Origin of the sequence: Nocardioides sp. Root122, from assembly GCF_001425025.1 — a bacterium.
Taxonomy (GTDB): domain Bacteria; phylum Actinomycetota; class Actinomycetes; order Propionibacteriales; family Nocardioidaceae; genus Nocardioides.
The window spans coordinates 738283-756072 of the sequence record NZ_LMDE01000001.1; the positions used below are offsets into that span (position 1 = coordinate 738283).

General features: G+C 68.1%; 8 protein-coding genes and 3 pseudogenes. 6 read left to right on the forward strand and 5 right to left on the reverse strand.

The annotated features are described in order from the left end of the window. The first annotated feature begins 6 nt into the window (after window positions 1–6). From ASC64_RS03435 to ASC64_RS03445, 3 genes are read left to right on the forward strand one after another with little or no spacing between them, the layout of a single operon-like run. Window positions 7–3759 carry an AAA family ATPase gene (locus ASC64_RS03435; RefSeq protein WP_056906083.1) on the forward strand — a complete coding sequence of 1251 codons (3753 nt, stop codon included), beginning with the start codon at window positions 7–9 and terminating at the stop codon, window positions 3757–3759. Then, on the forward strand, window positions 3756–7103 hold the full coding sequence (locus ASC64_RS03440) for a DEAD/DEAH box helicase (RefSeq protein WP_156384987.1): 3348 nt from the start codon (window positions 3756–3758) through the stop codon (window positions 7101–7103). The genes ASC64_RS03435 and ASC64_RS03440 overlap by 4 nt, the downstream gene beginning before the upstream one ends. After that, window positions 7104–9164, forward strand: coding sequence for a UvrD-helicase domain-containing protein (locus ASC64_RS03445; protein WP_056906085.1), 2061 nt, complete (start codon window positions 7104–7106; stop codon window positions 9162–9164). A gap of 54 nt (window positions 9165–9218) precedes the next feature. Here the strand turns inward: ASC64_RS03445 and ASC64_RS22650 are convergent, their stop codons facing one another. The 5 genes and pseudogenes from ASC64_RS22650 to ASC64_RS23075 all read right to left on the reverse strand — a co-directional run. Continuing rightward, window positions 9219–10760, reverse strand: coding sequence for a hypothetical protein (locus ASC64_RS22650; protein WP_235563519.1), 1542 nt, complete (start codon window positions 10758–10760; stop codon window positions 9219–9221). Between the two features lie 766 nt (window positions 10761–11526). Beyond that, window positions 11527–12024, reverse strand: a pseudogene (locus ASC64_RS22655) (DEAD/DEAH box helicase); the annotation flags it as partial. 125 nt (window positions 12025–12149) lie between these two features. Further along, a complete protein-coding gene (locus tag ASC64_RS03455) occupies window positions 12150–12398 on the reverse strand; it encodes a hypothetical protein (RefSeq protein WP_056906086.1) in 249 nt (82 codons plus the stop codon). Between the two features lie 150 nt (window positions 12399–12548). Continuing rightward, window positions 12549–12806 (reverse strand): annotated as a pseudogene (locus ASC64_RS23070) (DUF2249 domain-containing protein); the annotation flags it as partial. 132 nt (window positions 12807–12938) lie between these two features. Then, window positions 12939–13340, reverse strand: a pseudogene (locus tag ASC64_RS23075) (hemerythrin domain-containing protein); the annotation flags it as partial. A 52-nt stretch (window positions 13341–13392) separates the two neighbouring features. On the opposite strand from ASC64_RS23075, the gene ASC64_RS21910 reads away from it, so the two are divergent. Genes ASC64_RS21910 through ASC64_RS03475 form a run of 3 tightly spaced genes read left to right on the forward strand, consistent with a single transcriptional unit; the run spans window position 13393 to window position 17779 of the window. Then, window positions 13393–14025 carry a helix-turn-helix transcriptional regulator gene (locus ASC64_RS21910; RefSeq protein WP_162245766.1) on the forward strand — a complete coding sequence of 211 codons (633 nt, stop codon included), beginning with the start codon at window positions 13393–13395 and terminating at the stop codon, window positions 14023–14025. Further along, the gene (locus tag ASC64_RS03470) at window positions 14022–15146 is read left to right on the forward strand and encodes a hypothetical protein (RefSeq protein WP_056906089.1); all 1125 of its coding nucleotides are present in this window, start codon (window positions 14022–14024) and stop codon (window positions 15144–15146) included. The genes ASC64_RS21910 and ASC64_RS03470 overlap by 4 nt, the downstream gene beginning before the upstream one ends. Then, window positions 15143–17779, forward strand: a complete 2637-nt coding sequence (locus tag ASC64_RS03475; protein WP_056906090.1) for a multicopper oxidase domain-containing protein — start codon at window positions 15143–15145, stop codon at window positions 17777–17779. The genes ASC64_RS03470 and ASC64_RS03475 overlap by 4 nt, the downstream gene beginning before the upstream one ends. Window positions 17780–17790: the final 11 nt, after the last annotated feature.

Genomic DNA, 17790 nt, shown 5'->3' on the forward strand with positions numbered 1-17790 from the left:
GGCGACATGACCCTTGTCAAACACATCTCGATGCGAGTGCCGTGGCGTGACCAGCCGTGGGACGACAAGGTGTGTCGCGCTCCCCTGGACAACAGCTCGTGTCTGCTGCTCAAGAACATCGGTGACAAGCGCGACGACCCCTGGGAGCTGGAGGTTGCCGGAACATCCATCGCCGACCTGCACTCGCCGGAGCGCTTGCCGTGTCTCAGCGAGCGGGGCAGTTTCATGTCTTCACACGGTTACACGGTGACCAAGGAACACCCGTACCGCGTCAACCGAGCCCTCAAGGGGCACTTGCATCCGACCACGGTGACGGTTCCGCCGTACGCCTTCGAGGGTGTGCCATTTCGCTGGCTCAGCAGGGAGACCGTCGACGAAGAACTGTGGCGGGAGGTGGATGACTACCGCCCGGAGCGCGAAGACCACGCTCACAGCGTGCTCAAGTTCACCCCGGGTTGGTTGATGGATGGGCACAATCAGCGAGCCCTGATCTCGAGGTTCTTCGCCGACGTCGTCCCGGATGCCAGTCTTGTGCTGGTCTACCTGAAGCACTCCCCACTGCAGGAAGAGTCGACCCAGCGGCTGCTTGTTGGAGCTGCCCTCGTCACCTCTGTGACCGCCCCTGCGATGTGGAATCAGTCGGGCGACCAACCGTTCGATTCGTCCATGTGGGAAACGCTCGTCGGCCACAGCCTGCGGCCGGACCAGAAGCAGGGCATCCTCCTTCCCTACCAAGAACTGGTTCCCCTGCTGGACAGCGGTGTGGACGTGAGCAGCGCGCTCGCGTGGGCCCCAGCGGACTCCACACATGAGTTCTCGTATGTCACGGAACACCTTTCGGACGACACAGCCATCGCGGCGCTGAAGGCAGTTCGGGCAGCCGCAGACGGGATGGAGAGCCTCGGAATCAGTGTTCCTCGATCCGCGCTGGCATGGGTTGACGAGCAGATCGACAGGCTGTGGCAACTGCGAGGGCCGGCCCCCGGCCTTGCCGCCGTCCTTCGCTACCTCGGGGCGGAGTCAGCGCACCAGGTGATCAGACGATTGATGGAGGACGCAGATTGGCGGCAGGACCCTTGGTCAGTCGTCGAGCGGGCGCTTGATCCGGCTCAGGAGCTGGGCAAGGAACTAACGGCAGCTTTGCCTCCGTCTGTCGGGGGCACGTGGCGCGGACTTGAAGGTGATGAACGAGCGGCGCTGAGAGTGCTGTCAGCCATGGACGTTGATGCAGCACAGGTGTCCGACCTCATGGATGGACGATCCACGGTAGGGGTGACGGCCGCGGAGCTCGTGGAGAACCCGTACTTCGCCTCAACATGCACCTATCGATCTCTCAATCCGATCGCGTTCGCCACCGTCGACCAGGCCTGCTTCCCCGCGACCAACGTCGATTGGGCGAACCTCATCGCTGACCTGACCGGGATGACTGATCCCGGGGACGATCGCCGCGTGGAAGCGCTCCTCGTCGAGGTTCTTGAGCGTCTCGCCGACGAAGGCGACACCATCGCGGGGCAGGACCAAGTCCTGTCCTTGGCCGCCGAAGTCACGGTGACAAGACCATGCCCCGTGTCCAAGGCCCTGCTCAAGTCACACCACCTCGACGCTGCAAGCCTCGTTGACTATCCGCGCTGGACGCCGCTGGTGGGCGCGGAGTTCGAGGGCGGGCTCCCGGCGTACAAGCTGGTGCACCTCCACGAGGTTGGCCTCGACATCTCCGACCACATGCGGGAGCGTCGCGCTGCGGGTCGATTCGCAGTGACTTTCGATGCTCGTCAGCGGATCGACCACAAGTTCGGCAACCAGGACCCGAGTGATATCCAAGAGGAGTTGGCCCGGTCCGAGAAAGCAGTCGGCCTGGAGGAGTTGTTCGCCTCTCGACTCACAGTGCTGGTGGGTCCAGCGGGTACCGGAAAGACGTCGGTCCTCGAGGCCCTGGTTCAAGAGCCCAGCATCCAGGCGGACGGTGTCCTGCTTCTCGCGCCAACCGGAAAAGCGCGTGTTCAACTGCAGTCCAAGGTCGGACATCCTGCCCGGACGCTGGCCAGCTTCCTCGTCAACAAGGGTGGTTATGACTCAGACACCGGGCGCTATGTCGCGGTAGACCCGGCCAAGAGGGAGCAGTTTGGACTCGTCGTCATCGATGAATCATCGATGCTCACCGAGGAGATGCTGGCTGCGACCCTCAGTGCACTCAAGGGCGTGAAGCGCCTCGTGCTTGTGGGGGACCACCGCCAGCTGCCTCCGATTGGGGCCGGGCGACCGTTCGTCGACATCGTCGAATGGCTCAAGCCCGAGACGTTCCCCGCTGACCACCGCGTCGCCCCAGGTTACGTCGAGCTCACAGTCTTTCGACGTCAGAAAGGCAAGGACGCCGAGCGTGACGATCTTGCGCTTGCACGCTGGTTCGGCGGGGGAGACCTGCCGCCAGCAGCGGATGCGATTTGGCAGAAGCTGCGCTTGGGCGAGAAGTCACCCACCCTGGAGTGCCGGCAGTGGGGTGACGAGGGAGTGGTCGGGACTCTGATCGACGCGATCGAATCGGAGTTCTTCCTGGTTGATCATCCTGAGCCAGAGAAGGCGTTCAAACTGACCTATGGTGGGCATCTGTCGCCGGACGGCAAGTGGGTCAATTGGAAGGTTGGTCCTGACCAGGGCGACATGCCCGGCGCCGGACAGAACTGCGAGGCCTGGCAGATCCTCTCCCCGACCCGATCTCGCGTCTTCGGCACGGTCGAGCTGAACCGCCTGATCAAGCACCGCTATCGCGCAGGGGATCTCGCCTGGGCCCAACATCCGTGGGGGCACCGCCCACCCAAGCCGTTGGGTCCCGAGCAGATCGTTCTCGGGGACAAGGTCATGCAGACCCGTAACGATGGTCGTGCCAAGGCCTACCCGGACGGAGCGGGTCTGAACTACGTCGCCAATGGAGAGATCGGCGTGGTGGTCGGGCGGGCCAGCAAGTCGCCGACCTTCGCGAACGTTGAGTTCTCCTCCCAGGTCGGCGCCACCTATGGCTATCGTCCATCGGCCACGGACGATCCCCCACTCGAGCTCGCCTGGGCTGTCACGGTGCACAAGTCGCAGGGGTCGGAGTTCGGTACGACGTTCTTGGTTCTACCGTCACGGGTCGCCGTCAGTCGCGAGCTGCTCTACACAGCCCTGACGCGGCAGACCGAGAAGGTCGTCATCCTCCACGAGGGGTCCATCGACGACATCTTCGCCCTGACCTCGCCGGCGCTCTCGGAGACCGCCCGGCGCATGACGGACCTGTTCAAGCCACCCTCCCCGCGAGACATCACCGTGGGGGACGGGCTCCGCAGGTTCGACAGCAACCTCATTCACGTTGCGCCTGGCAATGTGATGGTGCGCAGCAAGAACGAGGTCATCGTCGCCTCAATACTCGAGGACCTCGCACCCGATCGCTGGTCGTACGAGCAGCCGTTGACGATGGAAGGGGTCACCAAGTACCCCGACTTCACCATCGAAACCGCATCGGGTGACACCGTCATATGGGAGCACCTCGGCATGATGGGCAACCCCAAGTACGCCGCCGACTGGGCCGCCAAGAAAACTTGGTACCTCGCGCACGGCTTCCGTCCCTTCGACGAGCCTGACGCGGAAGGCGCCCAAGGCGTTCTGATGTGGAGTGACGATCGCGGCGGAGTCGACCACCCCAGATGGGTGCAGATGGCCACCGAGGTACTCGGTGCGCCGGCGCCCCGCCGTGCGGCTAAGAAGGCACCGGGGCGCCCACGGTGAGTTCCGCCCCAGAACCGTCGACGATCACCTCGACCCACGGCTACCACCCGGTCACCACCGACCTAGAAGAGATCCTCCGAACCGGGCATTTCGTGCAACTCCTCGTTTTCGGACCAGGAGTTCCCGATGTGATCGACCTCGTGTCGGAAGCACGCATCGCTCCCGCTCCACCTGTGCAGCTTCCACAAGGCGTGTATTGGTTCTCGGGTGTAAACCCCACCGTCGCGCTGGCTGTGACCAGCGGGGTTTCGCCGGGCGCGAGCACAGCAGCAGAGCCCGACCGTATCCAGGAGGGCTCGTCGCTGGATAACGCGCTTGGATGGGTGGACTCCGCCTGGGACGACGCGGCGCCTGTTGACAGACCAGCCTTCTCCGTGGGCGAGGACGTTATCGTCACCGCAGACGGAAAAGACGGAGTAGTCCGCCCCAATCGTCGTTATGTCGCCGGGGGTTGGTTGTACCAGGTGTTCTCCGGCGGGCAAGTTCTGCGACGCTCCGAGGCAGACCTTCGACCTCGTCCGATGGTCGACGATGCCGCGGCGTGGGTAAGCGGCCCTCCCGTGTCGCCTGCACGATTTGCCGCGACCCTTACGCGGGCCAAACTAGAGGGCAACTTCACGGACACCATGTTCTCGTTCAGGGCTACGAGAACGATTTTCCGGCCCTATCAGTTCAAACCTGTCCAGAAGTTGCTTGATACCGGCACCCTGCGCCTCCTCATCGCTGACGAGGTCGGCCTGGGCAAAACGATCGAAGCAGGTCTCGTCTGGACGGAGATGGAGGCCAGACGACAAGCGGACCGGGTACTTGTGGTGTGTCCGAGCGCGCTGGTGCAGAAGTGGAAGCGCGAGATGGAGGAGCGATTCGGATTCCTTCTGGTCGAACTCGACAATCCGGGACTCGCAGACCTGCTCGAGCGCTTGGAGACGGATCGCGTCCCGCGTCGTGTCGCATACGTCAGCAGCATTGAACGGCTCAGGGTTTGGGACGGCAATGAGCGCGCCAGTGAACTCGGACTGCAGTTCGACCTGTCAATCATTGACGAGGCTCACGCTTTCCGAAACTCTGACACGAAGAGCTACGAGCTTGGCGAGAACATCCAGGAGTGGACAGACGCTCTGGTCATGCTGTCGGCAACACCCGTGAACCTCAAGAATCGTGACCTCTTCAATCTCTTGTCGCTTCTTGTGCCCGGTGAGTTCGATGATGTTGAGTCGCTGGAAGCCCGCATCGCGCCGAATCGCGTTCTCAACAAGCTGACCAAGTCACTCACGGACCCGTCCGTCACGAACGCCGACCGGCGCGCGTGGCTGAGGGAGTTGGAACAGGACGTTTTCGGTCGGATTCTCGCCTCAAGACCAGACTTCAAGGTCCTACAAAGCATCCTCGCGATGGACACGTTGGATGTCGCTTCGGCCGTAGCGCTCAAGCGCCTGTGCGCGGAACTTCACGGTTTGTCAGCGCAAATCACGCGAACACGCAAGGTTGATGTTCAGGAGGAGAAGCCTCTGCGGGAGCCCCATCCCATCAAGGTCACCTTCGATGAGGCCGAAGCCAGCTTCTACGGGGCCTATTACGAGTGGTGCGTTGATCGCGCTGATCTTGCAGGCTCAGCAATCAACTTCGCGATGCAGATGCCACTACGTCTGGCGGGCAGTTGCCTCCCAGAGGCTGCTAGATACGTGCTGGAGTGGGGTCGCTCGTCGGATCTTGAGATCGAGGACCCTGCTGATGCGCCAGCCATCAAGTCGTCCGAGCTCGCGCCGAGCGCTCGGTTGGTGAAGTTGGCCCGCGAATTGCGAACGGACTCGAAGTACGACCAGTTTGTGATGGCAGTCGGGGACCTTATCCGGCAGCGGAAGCAAGCCATCGTCTTCACGTTCTCCCGGCGGACGCTGCGCTATCTGGAGCATCGGCTGGGGCCCGATTTTCGTGTTGGCCTACTCCACGGCGGTGTGCCGAAACAACGGCGTGAACGAGTCATGGCTGACTTCCGGGCCGGTCGCTTCGACCTCCTCCTCGCCAGTAAGGTTGCCAGCGAAGGTCTCGACTTTGAGTTTTGTTCGGCTGTGGTCAACTACGACCTCCCGTGGAACCCGATGGAAGTCGAGCAACGCATCGGTCGAATCGACCGGATCGGGCAGGTTGAGAAGAAGATCGGTGTTCTGAACTTTCACACCCCCGGCACGATCGAATCCGACATCATCGAACGGGTAATGGATCGAATCCAAGTCTTTGAGCACTCAATCGGCGAGCTCGAACCCATCCTTGAGTCGGAGTGGAAGCACGTCGAAAAGTTGCTCTTCGACTTCACGCTTACGCTGGAACAACGCAGGCTGCGAGCAGACCAGATGATCCAGGCGCTCGAGATGCAGGCTCGGGATCGTGAATTCGTTGAGTCGGCGGCCCCGATGCTCATCAGTAGCGATGGCGCCGAGATCGACGGGCTGGAACGAGACCTTCTTGCCAGTGGCCGCTACGTTGGCCAGGAAGAGTTGGGCCTGCTGGTGAAGGATTGGGCAGAGACCTTCGGCGGCAGTGTCGAGCGGGACAAGACCATCTTCCGAGTTCGCGGGAACGAAGAACTCGCAGATCATGTGCAGGCACTGGCCCGGACGGGTGAGAGGAGCGCTGTCGAAATCCAGGAGGTGGCATACCTCCTCCGTGATGGCCAGAACCTTGTTGTTTCACTGGATCAGGAGCAGTCCCGGACTACCGACCTTCCTTTGCTTACTGCGACGCATCCACTCACGCGAGCGGCGGTGGCGACCCCGGGACATCGGCACGGTCGGTTCACGCGCCTGCGGATGTCCCCGACGGACGCAGGCGTGACGGCCGGCGTCTATTTTTCCCTTCTTGCCGTCCTTCACTGGGATGGCATCCGACCAATCCATGAGGTCTGGTCTTCGAGTATCGACCTCAGGACCCTGTCGGAGGTAGGTGATTCGCTTGGCTCGGCCATCATGAAGGAACTGGCCACGGCGTCTCATCGGGCCGGCCCTCTTCGAGATCACCCGAATCTCATTGAAGCCGTAGATCTTGCGACGATGAATCTGGAGGCAAGGGTGGCGATCAGACGCGGAGAGCTGGCACAAGAGAACGATGCCTTCCTGGAAACTCGACGAGCTTCGTTCAGAGATGTTCACGAACGCCGGCTCAAGAGCATCGATGGTCGGATTCAGACATTGATTGATCGAGGCCGTTCTAAGATGCTGCCCGCGGCAGAGGGGAAGCGCCGTAAGGAACTTGCTCGATACGAGGGGCAACTGAGTGGTTTGGCAGCAAAGTCAGCGCCGTCTCTGACCACCAATGATCTCGCGGTGTGCGTTGTGGAGGTGTTCTGAGTGGCGGCGCATCCGGACTTGCCTTTCGAGCAGGCTAAGAACAAGGAGTACTTGGTCAAGCTGCAGAAGAAGCTCCAGCGGAACCCGCTCCAAGCTGTCGCACGCAACGTCCTATGGATCGACCATGTCGACTACCAGATCAAGGCGGCCGGGTATCACCACCCTCTCCTGGGTCGAGTGGGATGCGAAACCGACGAAGAGGATCTACGCGACTTCTACATTGGTTCTCGCTACATCGATGATGGCGACATTCGTGTCTACAGTTGGGCTGCGCCTATCGCTCGGCTCTTCTTTCAGCCTGACTCTGATGGGTCGGACACAGTCGTCGTACGGCGAACGTTCGCCCACAAGAACACCGAGGTCAGCGATGTCGACGACGACTGGGCGCGCGAGGACGCGCCGTCGCCGTTCGTTCGCAGGGGACTGAACATCCCCGCGCCCGCACCGACGACGACACGTCGCCGTACGGCCGCTCCGAGGGAGCCTGTGCAACCTTCTCCCACGCCGAGCGACGCCGGAACGAATACAGGTGCACCCGTGCGGCACACGGTTGCAACGGCGGCGCCCGATGCGAGGACGGCCCGTGCGCGCAAGCTTCAAGACATCAGCGAGGGGATGCGGGCCAAGAACGCCGTGATCAAGCGCCTCGCTGCGCCACGGGAGGAGCGGTTGCTTTCGGTCCTCGCCTTGCTTCAGCCTGACCAGCACGAGCTGACCTCGTGGCCCGCAGACCGGGATCTGGTCGTTCAGGGACATCCGGGGACCGGCAAGACCGTCGTTGCGGCCTATCGTGCCGCGTATCTGGTCAATCCCGCACTTTACGAATCGGGCGCCGTCTTCGAGTCACGCGCTGATCGGCCGCTCAGGGTGTTGGTGGTTGGGCCGACCCCAGGGTACGTGAACCACGTCCGGGGTCTCATCGAACCATTGGCTCCAGCCAATCAGGTCAAGGTCACAAGCATCACGGAACTGCTTATCGAGACCACCGGCATGAAGGGGCCATTGAGTGGCGCCCTTGCCGGAAACTATGACGACGTCGACGGGGTGGCAGCAAACCTGGCCGAAATGGCCGCTCGCATGCTGCCTGCCTCCAGATCCCAGCAGCAGGTCCAGGTGGCGTCATCTGTCCTCCGCAGGTCGGGCAAGTCTGCCAAGCACGCCCCCCGTGACGACATCAAGTCGCTCTACGAGCTTCTCCGGAGCAACGGCGCCAAGGGGAATCCCCTGTCGACCGACCGCGAGGAGATCGATTGGATGCGCCGGCTTCCCCCTTTCGATACAGCAAACCAACAGCGTCGCTACCTTCCGCTGCTGGCGCAGTGCAACCTCGCTGCCAAGCCAATTCGTGAGGCCGAGCGGTTCGATCACATCATTGTCGACGAGGCACAGGACGTGTCGCCAATCGAGTGGACGGTTCTGCGTAAGTACATGCGCGGAGGCGGCCGTTGGACCTTAGTTGGTGACATGAACCAGCGTCGATCGGACGTGACGTACTCATCGTGGAGGCAGATCGCCGACCATTTGTTCTTCACTGACCCCACTGACGCCGAGCCACGCGTGATGGTTCGCGGCTATCGATCCACAGGCGCCATCCTGAGGTTTGCCGATCGGCTGCTGCCTGCCAAAGAGCGTGGGAACCAGACAGTCCAAGAAGACGGTGAGCCTGTCGGTGCGCGCCGCATCACCAAAGCGGCCGACCTCGCCGGGGGCGCGGTTGAAAAGGCCGAGGGTTTGGCCAAGAAGCACTCAAGCGGGTCAACCGCGATCATTACGGTGGCACCCCAAGAGCTGATGAGGGAATTGGGGCGGCACGGTTGGCGTCGTCCAGGGGCAAGCCAGCAACTGTGGAAGAAGGGCGGCATGATGCTCCATCTTCACGTTCCCGAAAGTGCTCGTGGCCTTGAGTTCGACGCCGTGTTGGTAGTCGAGCCAGGCGCATTCCCAACCAATCTCGGCCGCACTGGACCTCTCTACACCAGCCTCACCCGGGCTAACAGAGAACTCGCGGTGGTTTGGCATCGCGAGCCGCCGGAGGGCCTCAAGAGGGCACTTCGGTCCTGAACGGTGGCGGCGATGAGCGTCATCAGTCGGGAGAAGGTGGTGGTTTCGCGTTTGTCAGGACCAGGTGCGCCGCACGACCGTGGTCGCGCCGAACGGGTCCTCACCGGAGACGGCGGCCACGACGCCGGCGCCCTCGGGCTTGGCGGCCGCCAACAACCGGCCGTCGCCGACCCAGGTGCGCCAGGCGGCGAGGTAGTGGCCCGCGAGGGTGGCGTTGCGGCCGACGACGGTGGGGACCGGGTGCCAGACCTCGCCCGTGGCGCGAGCCGCGCGCAACGCGGCACGGGCACCCCGACGCGTACGGATCGGACCGTCAGGCAGTGACGCGTCGGTGTAGCGGGAGACGACGTAGCGCGGGGCGCCGACGGGGCCGATCGCCTCGTCGAAGGCGGTCGCGAAGACCGCGGCGTCGGTTTCGGTGCCGACGAGGCGGAAGCGGTACTCGCCGCCCGGGTGCACGTCGACGGCTAGCGCGGGAGACCCGACCGAGGTCAGTCCGGCGGCCAGGAGGCCGTCCGCGACCGCGGCGGCCACCGCCTCCAAAGGCGGCGTGCATGAGGTGAGCGCGACCTGCGCCCGGACCCACTCGGTGAGGACGGATGTGTGGTCGCGTCGCGTGACCACCGCCTGGCCGAGGGTCGCTAGTGCGCCGAGGCCACCGGCGGCCGCGAGCGCCCACGGTCCTGCTGCCGTCGCCGCGGCGGAGGCGCCGACCGCACCCGCGGCGAGCGCCATCGGCGTACGCCAGCTCGTGTCAGGCAAGGGCACGGACGTCGCGAGACCCTCCGGTCCCAGCCGCCAGGTCGGCGCGACGGGGACGACCGTCACGACCTCGTCGACCGGGACGAGTGCGGGAGTCACCAGTCGGACCCGGAGCGACGCGAGCGTGACGTCGTCGTACGGCTCACCGACCCGCCAGGCCTCACGGATCGCGTCGCGGTCGGCGGCGGTGACGAGCATCTGTGCGTTGAGCGCGTCGAAGGACGCGACCGGAGGAGGGGCGAAGGGGGAGAAAGAGGCGTCGATGTGCGCGACGCCGTCGACGATGTCTCCGTCGGCGTCGATGCCGTGGAAGCCCTGGTGCTTGCGCACGAGCCGCGACCAGTCGTTGTCGCCCTTGGGGTGCGCCTCGGAGACGCACACGACCGTCCAGTTGGTGGCGACCTTGTCGGGCCAGGTCGGGTCGGTCCGCAGCGCCCGCCCGCGCGTCTGGACGACGGCCGTCAGCGTGGTCGCCGTGGTGAGGTCGATGAGCGTGGAGACGCCGCGGGCGTTCCAGCCCTCGCCGAGCAGGCCGCGGGTGCCGACGAGCACCTGGGTGCGGCCGGCCTCGAGGTACGCCGTGACGTGGGCGACCCACGTCCGCGAGGTCCAACCCGAGGAGCAGGTGGCGACCGACGAGCCGGCCTCGACGCGCAGCCGCGCAGCCAGCTCGGCGTCCCGGGAAGCGACGAAGGCGACGAGGTCCTGCAATGTCGACTCGGCCCCGGCGACGACGGAGCCCGTGACCAGCATCGGGTGGAGGACGGCGGTGCTCGGGTCGGTCAGCAGCACCTCGAGCGCCGCGAGCGCCGAGCCCGCCTCCGCGTCCTGCACCCCAGAGCGTCACCGGCACGGTCGCCGACGCGCGCTCGTGGTCGCACAGCACCAGCACCCGTGCGCGGTCGCCGAGGGCGGCGTGCTCGGCGGCGATGATCTGGGCGGCGGCGCCGGGCTTGGCGTACGACCGGGCGAGCACGCGGTCGACGGTTGAGCGCCCACGGCGTACGCCGCGCCGCGTCCACTGGTAGCCGACCGACGGCAGCGCCGCCTTGACGGTGGCGAGGACATCGACGTCGACAGGGTCGTCGGACTCCGCGACGTGGTGGAGCAGCCAGTCGCCGAGCAGCCGGACCCAGTCGTCGGCGGACGGGGCGTGGCGGTGCTCCTCGCGCAGACGGGCGCCGCCAGGCAGGGCGAGCAGGCCGGCGTGGTGCATGCGGAGCGCGGCGTCGCACAGCTCGGGCTCGCGCTCGGCGAGCGCCGCCCACGTGGTGGTGGCGGGAACGGGCTCGATGAAGCGGGCGGTGAGCCAGGTGTAGAAGCCGACCGTGCCGAAGCCGGGGGTGGTGAGCAGCGTGGTGAGCTCGGTGAACCGGAGCGCCTCCGTGGTGAGCCAGTCCTCCTCGGTCGGCGTCGGCGTGGTCAACCAGACGAGCTCGTCGAAGGGCGCGAGGTGCCCCTCCTTGACCACCGCCGGCACCGAGACGCGGTAGCGGATCGCCCCGAACAGACGGTCAACGAGCGCGCGTTGCTCGCCGGCGAGGCTCTCGGGTGGGGTCGCGGTGAGGGCCAGGACGTGGGCGCGGTCGACGGCCTCGAGCAGCTCGGCGAGCAGCCGCCCCCACACCTCCAACAGGTGGTGGCACTCGTCGAGCACGAGCACCAGCCGGTCCTGCGACCGAATCCGCTCGAAGAGGGCGACGCCGTTGGGGTGCAGCCGGTCGACGACCGACTGCACCGAGTCGTCGTCGTCCGCGGCCTCGGAGTCGAAGACGGCGAGGGACTGGTAGGTCAGGCAGGTGAGGCTGCTGGTCAGCGCCTTGTCGTCGCTCGCGTCCAGCCCCGTCGCCCGCGCCTCGGCGATCCACTGGGACTGGATGGCGGTGTTGGGCGCGAGCACGACCGCGCGGGTGTCGGGGTGCTCACGGACCTCGGCGGCAACGGCCTCGATGCCGACGCGGGTCTTGCCCGCGCCAGGCGGCAGCACCACCCACGCCCGCGGGGTGCCGGCACCTCGCCACGCGCTCGCGAGGGCCTCGAGGGCCTCGCGCTGGTGGACACGCAGGGGCGGTACGACGGACGCGTCCGGGTCGGGCACCGTCGACGCCTCCTGGTCGGCTCGGGGCAGTCACCTGGCGAGCCGCCGTGCGCCGCAGGTGTGTCGGTGCATGGTGTCACGGGCCAGGCGCGTCGACGACGGCATCGACCTCGACGCACGTGCGCTCACTCCGTGCTGCTGGTGCGGCCTCCCAGGTAGCCGTGCAGGACGGTGGTGCGCGGGCCGCTGACGGCGCTCATCTGCTCGGAGCCGTCACAGCTGAACAGGCCGAAGTTGATCCAGTCGTGGCCGGAGCTCAAGACCTTCCAGTGGCCGCCTGAGTCCTCCCAGCGGGTAAGGACCTCGACGAGGCCGCCGGGCGGTCCCACCTCCGGCCGACCGTGCCCCTCGCCGTGCGTGCTTCTGGTCGTCATCGCGCGTCCTGACCTGGTCGTCCATGCATCGCCTGGGCTTCGTCGGCGCGCCCGCTGCATCCGTCCAGGCACGACAGGTGGGGCGCGCCGTCGAGGAGCGGCTCGTCGGGGAGGCGCGAGCCGAGCAGTGATCGCCGCCGCGGCATCGGGTCAGCTCCTGCTCAGCTCGAGGCGCCAGACCTCCGGGCCCGACTCGCGGTAGGACACGGCGAAGGCGCCGCGGGCACGCTGCTCGAGCTGGGCGAGGAGCGGCAGCGGGTTGTGGTCGGCGACCAGGAGCAGGCCGGCACCCGGGCGCAGGCCGTCGAGCGCACCGAAGATCGTCGCGTGGCGGATCGCGTGCGGGATGACGCGTACGTCGAGCTCGGGCAGGCCTGCGTCGTCGTGGCCTCCGCACGCGCACTGGTGCCCGCCATGGCCGGCCTCGGTGGCTGCCGCGTCGCCAGCGTGGTCGTGGTCGTCGTGGCCGCCGAGCAGCTCGTGCATGCCGGTCAGCATCTCGGCCACCGAGTAGCTCGGTGAGGCGACGAGGGTCGGGATCAGCTGGTCGTTCTCCTTGGCGAGGTGGCTGCCGAACAGCGTCTCGAGAGCCCGGGCGAATCCGGCCGCCTCCACCGGGTCCTCGGCGCGCTCGAGGTCGGCCACCAGTCGGTGGATGAGCACGTGCTCCTCCAGCATGGCCTCGACCAGCAGGCGGGCCTCGGCGATCTGGGCGGCGGCGGGGTAGAGGGTCTTCTCCTCCGCGGCCGCGTGCGGCACGAGCTCGTCGCGCAGCCAGGACAGCAGGGCCTGCCGCGCGGTCTCGGCGCGGTCCGTGCGTGCCGTGCGCAGGACGTCGCCGGTGAGCAGCGCGAGCCGGCCGGCCATCTGGGCATGGTGCTCCTCGACCTTCTCGGCTGCCTCGGCGTCTGCGTGGGTGCTGGCGATCGTGACGGTGGACATGGGTGCCTCCTCGGGTGGGCATCGGGTTCATCAATAACATACAATGAATCCCGTGGAAATAAATGAGCAGGGCGTCACCGCCGCCCAGGCACGTGTGCTGGCCACGCTCCGCGACGCGGGGCGCGCCCTGACGCTGAGCGAGCTCCAGGACCGCACCGGCCTGCACCCCAACACCTTGAGAGGCCACCTCGACACGATCGTGGCGGGAGGCAACGCGAGCCGCATCGCCAGCCGGAGCGGTGGTCGTGGTCGCCCGGCGTGGAGCTACCTCGCCCGCGAGCCGGAGTACGCCGCGCTCGCGATGGCGCTCGCCTCCGGCCTGGACCGGGGAGCGGCACCGGGCTCGAGCGCGGACGCCCACCCGGGCGCGGGACAGGACGGCACCCTCGATCCCGCGGCCACGCGCGGCGGCCTGGCCTGGGGTGAGCGGCTCCGATCCCAGCTCGGGGCGGTCGAGGACGGCCGCGACCGCGTCCTGCTGGCCCTCGCCCACACCGGCTTCGCGCCCCACGACACTGGCGACCAGGTCACGCTGCATGCCTGCCCCATCCTGGAGGCGGCACGCTCGCACCCCGCGGTCGTGTGCGCTGTCCACCTCGGGCTCATCGAGGGCGTGCTCGGCCAGGACGGAGCGGGGCTCCGGCCGCGCCCGGACACCCTGGGCTGCGTGGTGACCCTCCCGTGAGCGCGCGGCGGGTGCCCGCGCCGCGCGCGCTGCTGGCGGTCCCGGCCGGGGTCGCGATGGTGGTCGGCGTCGACGCCGGCCTCACGCTGCTCGGCGTGTGGGCACCGGTCCACTCGGGGCGTCTCAGTGAGGCCCACGGGCTGCTGATGGTGCTCGGCTTCGTGGGCACGCTCGTGGCGCTCGAGCGCGCGGTGGCACTCGGCTCACCGTGGGGCTACGCGGCCCCCGCGCTCCTCGGATCCGGCGCCCTGCTCCTGCTCGCACCAGGTGTGGACCGGCTCGGACACCCGCTCCTGGTGGCCGGCACGGCAGGGCTGTGCCTTCTCTACGTACCCCTGTGGCGGCGCCAGCGCGACGACGCAGTCCTGGTCTCCGCGCTCGGCGCGGTCCTCGCCCTCGGCGGAGCCGTCCTCGCGCTCGGCGGGGCCGACCTGCCCCTCGCGCTGCCGTGGCTCGCCGGATTCGTGGTGCTGACGATCGCGGGCGAGCGGCTCGAGCTGGCCCGGCTGGCGATGCCACCGGGAGCCGGGACCTCGCTCGTGCTGCTGGGTCTCGCAGTCACGGTCGGGGTGCCGGCAGCGACGATGTGGCCCCGTGCCGGAGCCGGCGCCCTGGGCCTGGTGGTCCTCCTGCTGGCGGCCTGGCTGGCGTCGTACGACGTCGCGCGGCGGACCGTCCGCGGCTCCGGTCTGCCCCGCTTCGCGGCCGCCTGCATGCTGGCCGGCCAGGGCTGGCTGGCCGTCGCGGGGAGCGTCTGGCTCATCGCCGGGCAGCCGGCTGACGGAGCGGCGTACGACGCGCTGGTGCACGCGGTCTTCCTGGGCTTCGCGATCTCGATGATCATGGCGCACGCCTCCTCCATCCTGCCGGCGGTGACCCGGGTGCCGCTGCCCTACCGGCCGGCCATGTGGGCTCCGTGGCTGCTGCTGCAGGTCTCCCTCGTGCTGCGCCTCTGGGGCGGCGACGCCCTCGGCAACGACCTCGCGCGCGAGGTCGGCGGGGCCGGCAACGCGGTGGCGCTGCTGCTGTTCTTCGTCGTCGCGGCCGCGAGCACCGCGATGGGGCCGCCCGGACCCCGCCCCGTCGTGGCCGCCGCTCGCGAGCCGGAGGTCGCGCGATGACGACACTGCAGTCGCCCTCCGCGACCCGTCCCGACGGGCCGACGGCCGGCACCCGCGGCTTCTGGCCGCTCCGCGACCTCCCGGTCGTGGGCTGGCTGATGGCGGCCGTCGTCGTGGCGCTCGTGCACCAGTGGGTACCCGAGCCGCGTTGGCTGCTGCTGCACCTGCTGCTGCTCGGCGCCGCCGGCCACTCGATCCTCGTGTGGAGCCGCTACTTCGCCGACACGCTCCTGCGTGGCCCGGCGACACCCCGGCGCGAGCAGTCGATCCGCCTGGCGGTCTTCGACCTCGGCGCCGTCGCGGTCACCGTGGGGGTCGGCTCCGATGTCTGGCTCCTCGTCCTGGTCGGCGCCACCGGAGTGGCGCTGGCCGTCGTGGGTCACGTGGTGTCGTTGGCCCGGGGACTGCGCGGCAGGTTCCGCTCCCGCTTCGCACCGACGGTGCACTACTACCTGGCCGCGGGTGCCCTCCTCCCCGTCGGCGCCACGCTCGGCGTGTGGCTCGCCCGCGGGCTGTCCGACCCGCTGGACGCGCGCGTGCGGATCGCGCACGCCGGCATCAACGTCCTCGGCTGGGTGGGCCTCACGGTGCTGGGCACGCTCGTCACCCTGTGGCCCACCATGCTGCGCACCCGGCTGGCCGAGGGTGCCGAGAAGGCCTCGCGGGTGGCGCTGCCGGTGCTGGTCACCGGGATCGGCCTCGTCGCGGCCGCCGCGTGGGCGGACCAGCCCCGCGCGGTGGCGGTCGGGCTGGTGACCTACCTCGTCGGGGTGTCGGTCCTCGTCCGACCGATGGTGGCCGCCGCGCGGGCGAAGCCGCCCGCCAGCTTCCCCACGTGGTCGGTGGGCGCGGGCGTGCTGTGGATCGTGGTGATGCTCGCGGTGGTCGCCGTGCGGGTCGCGGTCGGCGGCGGATGGGACGACGTGTCCCGCGCGCTGCACGAGGCCGCGCCCTACCTGGCAGCCGGGTTCGTCGCCCAGGTGCTGCTGGGCGCCCTCTCCTACCTCGTGCCCGTGGTGCTCGGCGGCGGACCCGTCGCCGTGCGTGCCGCCAACGGCGCGCTCGACTCGGCCGGGGCGCTGCGGGTGGCGCTGGCCAACGTCGGGCTGGTGTGGTGCCTGCTGCCGGTGCCCAGCGTCGTCCGCGTCGTGGCGTCGGTGCTCGTGCTCGGTGCGCTCGCGAGCTTCGTGCCGCTGCTCCTGCTCGCCGTGCGTCTGCGGCACCGGGGCACGGCCGGCTCGGCACCCGTCGTACGACCCCGTGGGCAGAACACCGGTCTCGCCGCCGTGGGCGTCGCCCTCGCCGTGCTGGCCGTGGCGGTCGGCGGCGCCGTCGACCCCGCGGCCCTCGGCCGGACGAGCTCCGCCGACGCCGGGGTCGCGCCCACCGGCCACACCGTGGAGGTCGAGGTGGTGGCCAAGGAGATGCGGTTCACCCCCGACCGTGTCGAGGTGGCGGCGGGCGACCGGCTGGTCATCACCTTGCGCAACGAGAGCTCCGGGGACGTCCACGACCTCGTCCTCGAGACCGGCGCCGACACCGGTCGCATCGCCCCCGGGGAGGAGGCGGTGCTGGACGTCGGTGTGGTCGGCCGTGACCTCGACGGCTGGTGCTCGGTCGTGGGGCACCGCCAGATGGGCATGGTGTTCGCGGTCGACGTCACCGGGGGCAACTCGGCCTCGTCGGCCCAGCCCGCCCAGCCGGCCGAGCCCGAAGGGCACGAGCACCACGGCCACGACGCCTCGGGCGCGCCGCTGAACGCGCCGGGCGACCCGGGGCCCGGCTTCTCGGCGTACGACCCGGTCCTGCCGCCACTCGCGCCGGGGCGGGTCCACCGCTACACCTTCCGGGTCACCGAGCAGCAGGCCGAGGTCGCGCCGGGCGTGACGCAGGAGGTGTGGACCTTCAACGGCACCGCGCCCGGCCCGGTGCTGCACGGACGCGTCGGCGACCGGTTCGTCATCACCCTCGTCAACGACGGGACGATGGGGCACTCGATCGACTTCCACGCCGGGGTGCGCGCGCCCGACGAGGTGATGCGCACGATCCCCCCGGGCGAGTCGCTGACCTACCGCTTCACCGCCCGACGCGCCGGGGTGTGGATGTACCACTGCTCCACGATGCCGATGACCGCCCACATCGCCAACGGGCTGTTCGGCGCCGTGGTGATCGACCCGCCCGGGCTGCCCCCCGTCGACCGTGAGTACGTGCTCGTCCAGTCCGAGCAGTACCACGGCGCCGATGGTGCGGTCGCCGACCTGGACAAGGTCGCGGCCGAGGACCCCGACGCCGTGGTGTTCAACGGCTACCCCGACCAGTACGCCCACCGGCCCCTGCGCGCCCGCACCGGCGACCGGGTCCGGATCTGGGTGCTCGACGCGGGACCGAGCCGCGCCTCGTCCTTCCACGTCGTCGGCGGGCAGTTCGACACCGTCTACTCCGAGGGTGCCTGGCAGCTCGGCAGCCGTTCCGGGCCGGCGCGCGACGCCGGCGCGCAGGTGCTGCCCCTGGTGCCGGCGCAAGGTGGGTTCGTCGAGCTGGAGCTGGACGAGCCCGGTGACTACCCGTTCGTCAGCCACGTCATGGTCGACGCCGAGCGCGGGGCACGGGGGGTGCTGCAGGTCCGCCGTTGACGTGGCCCCGC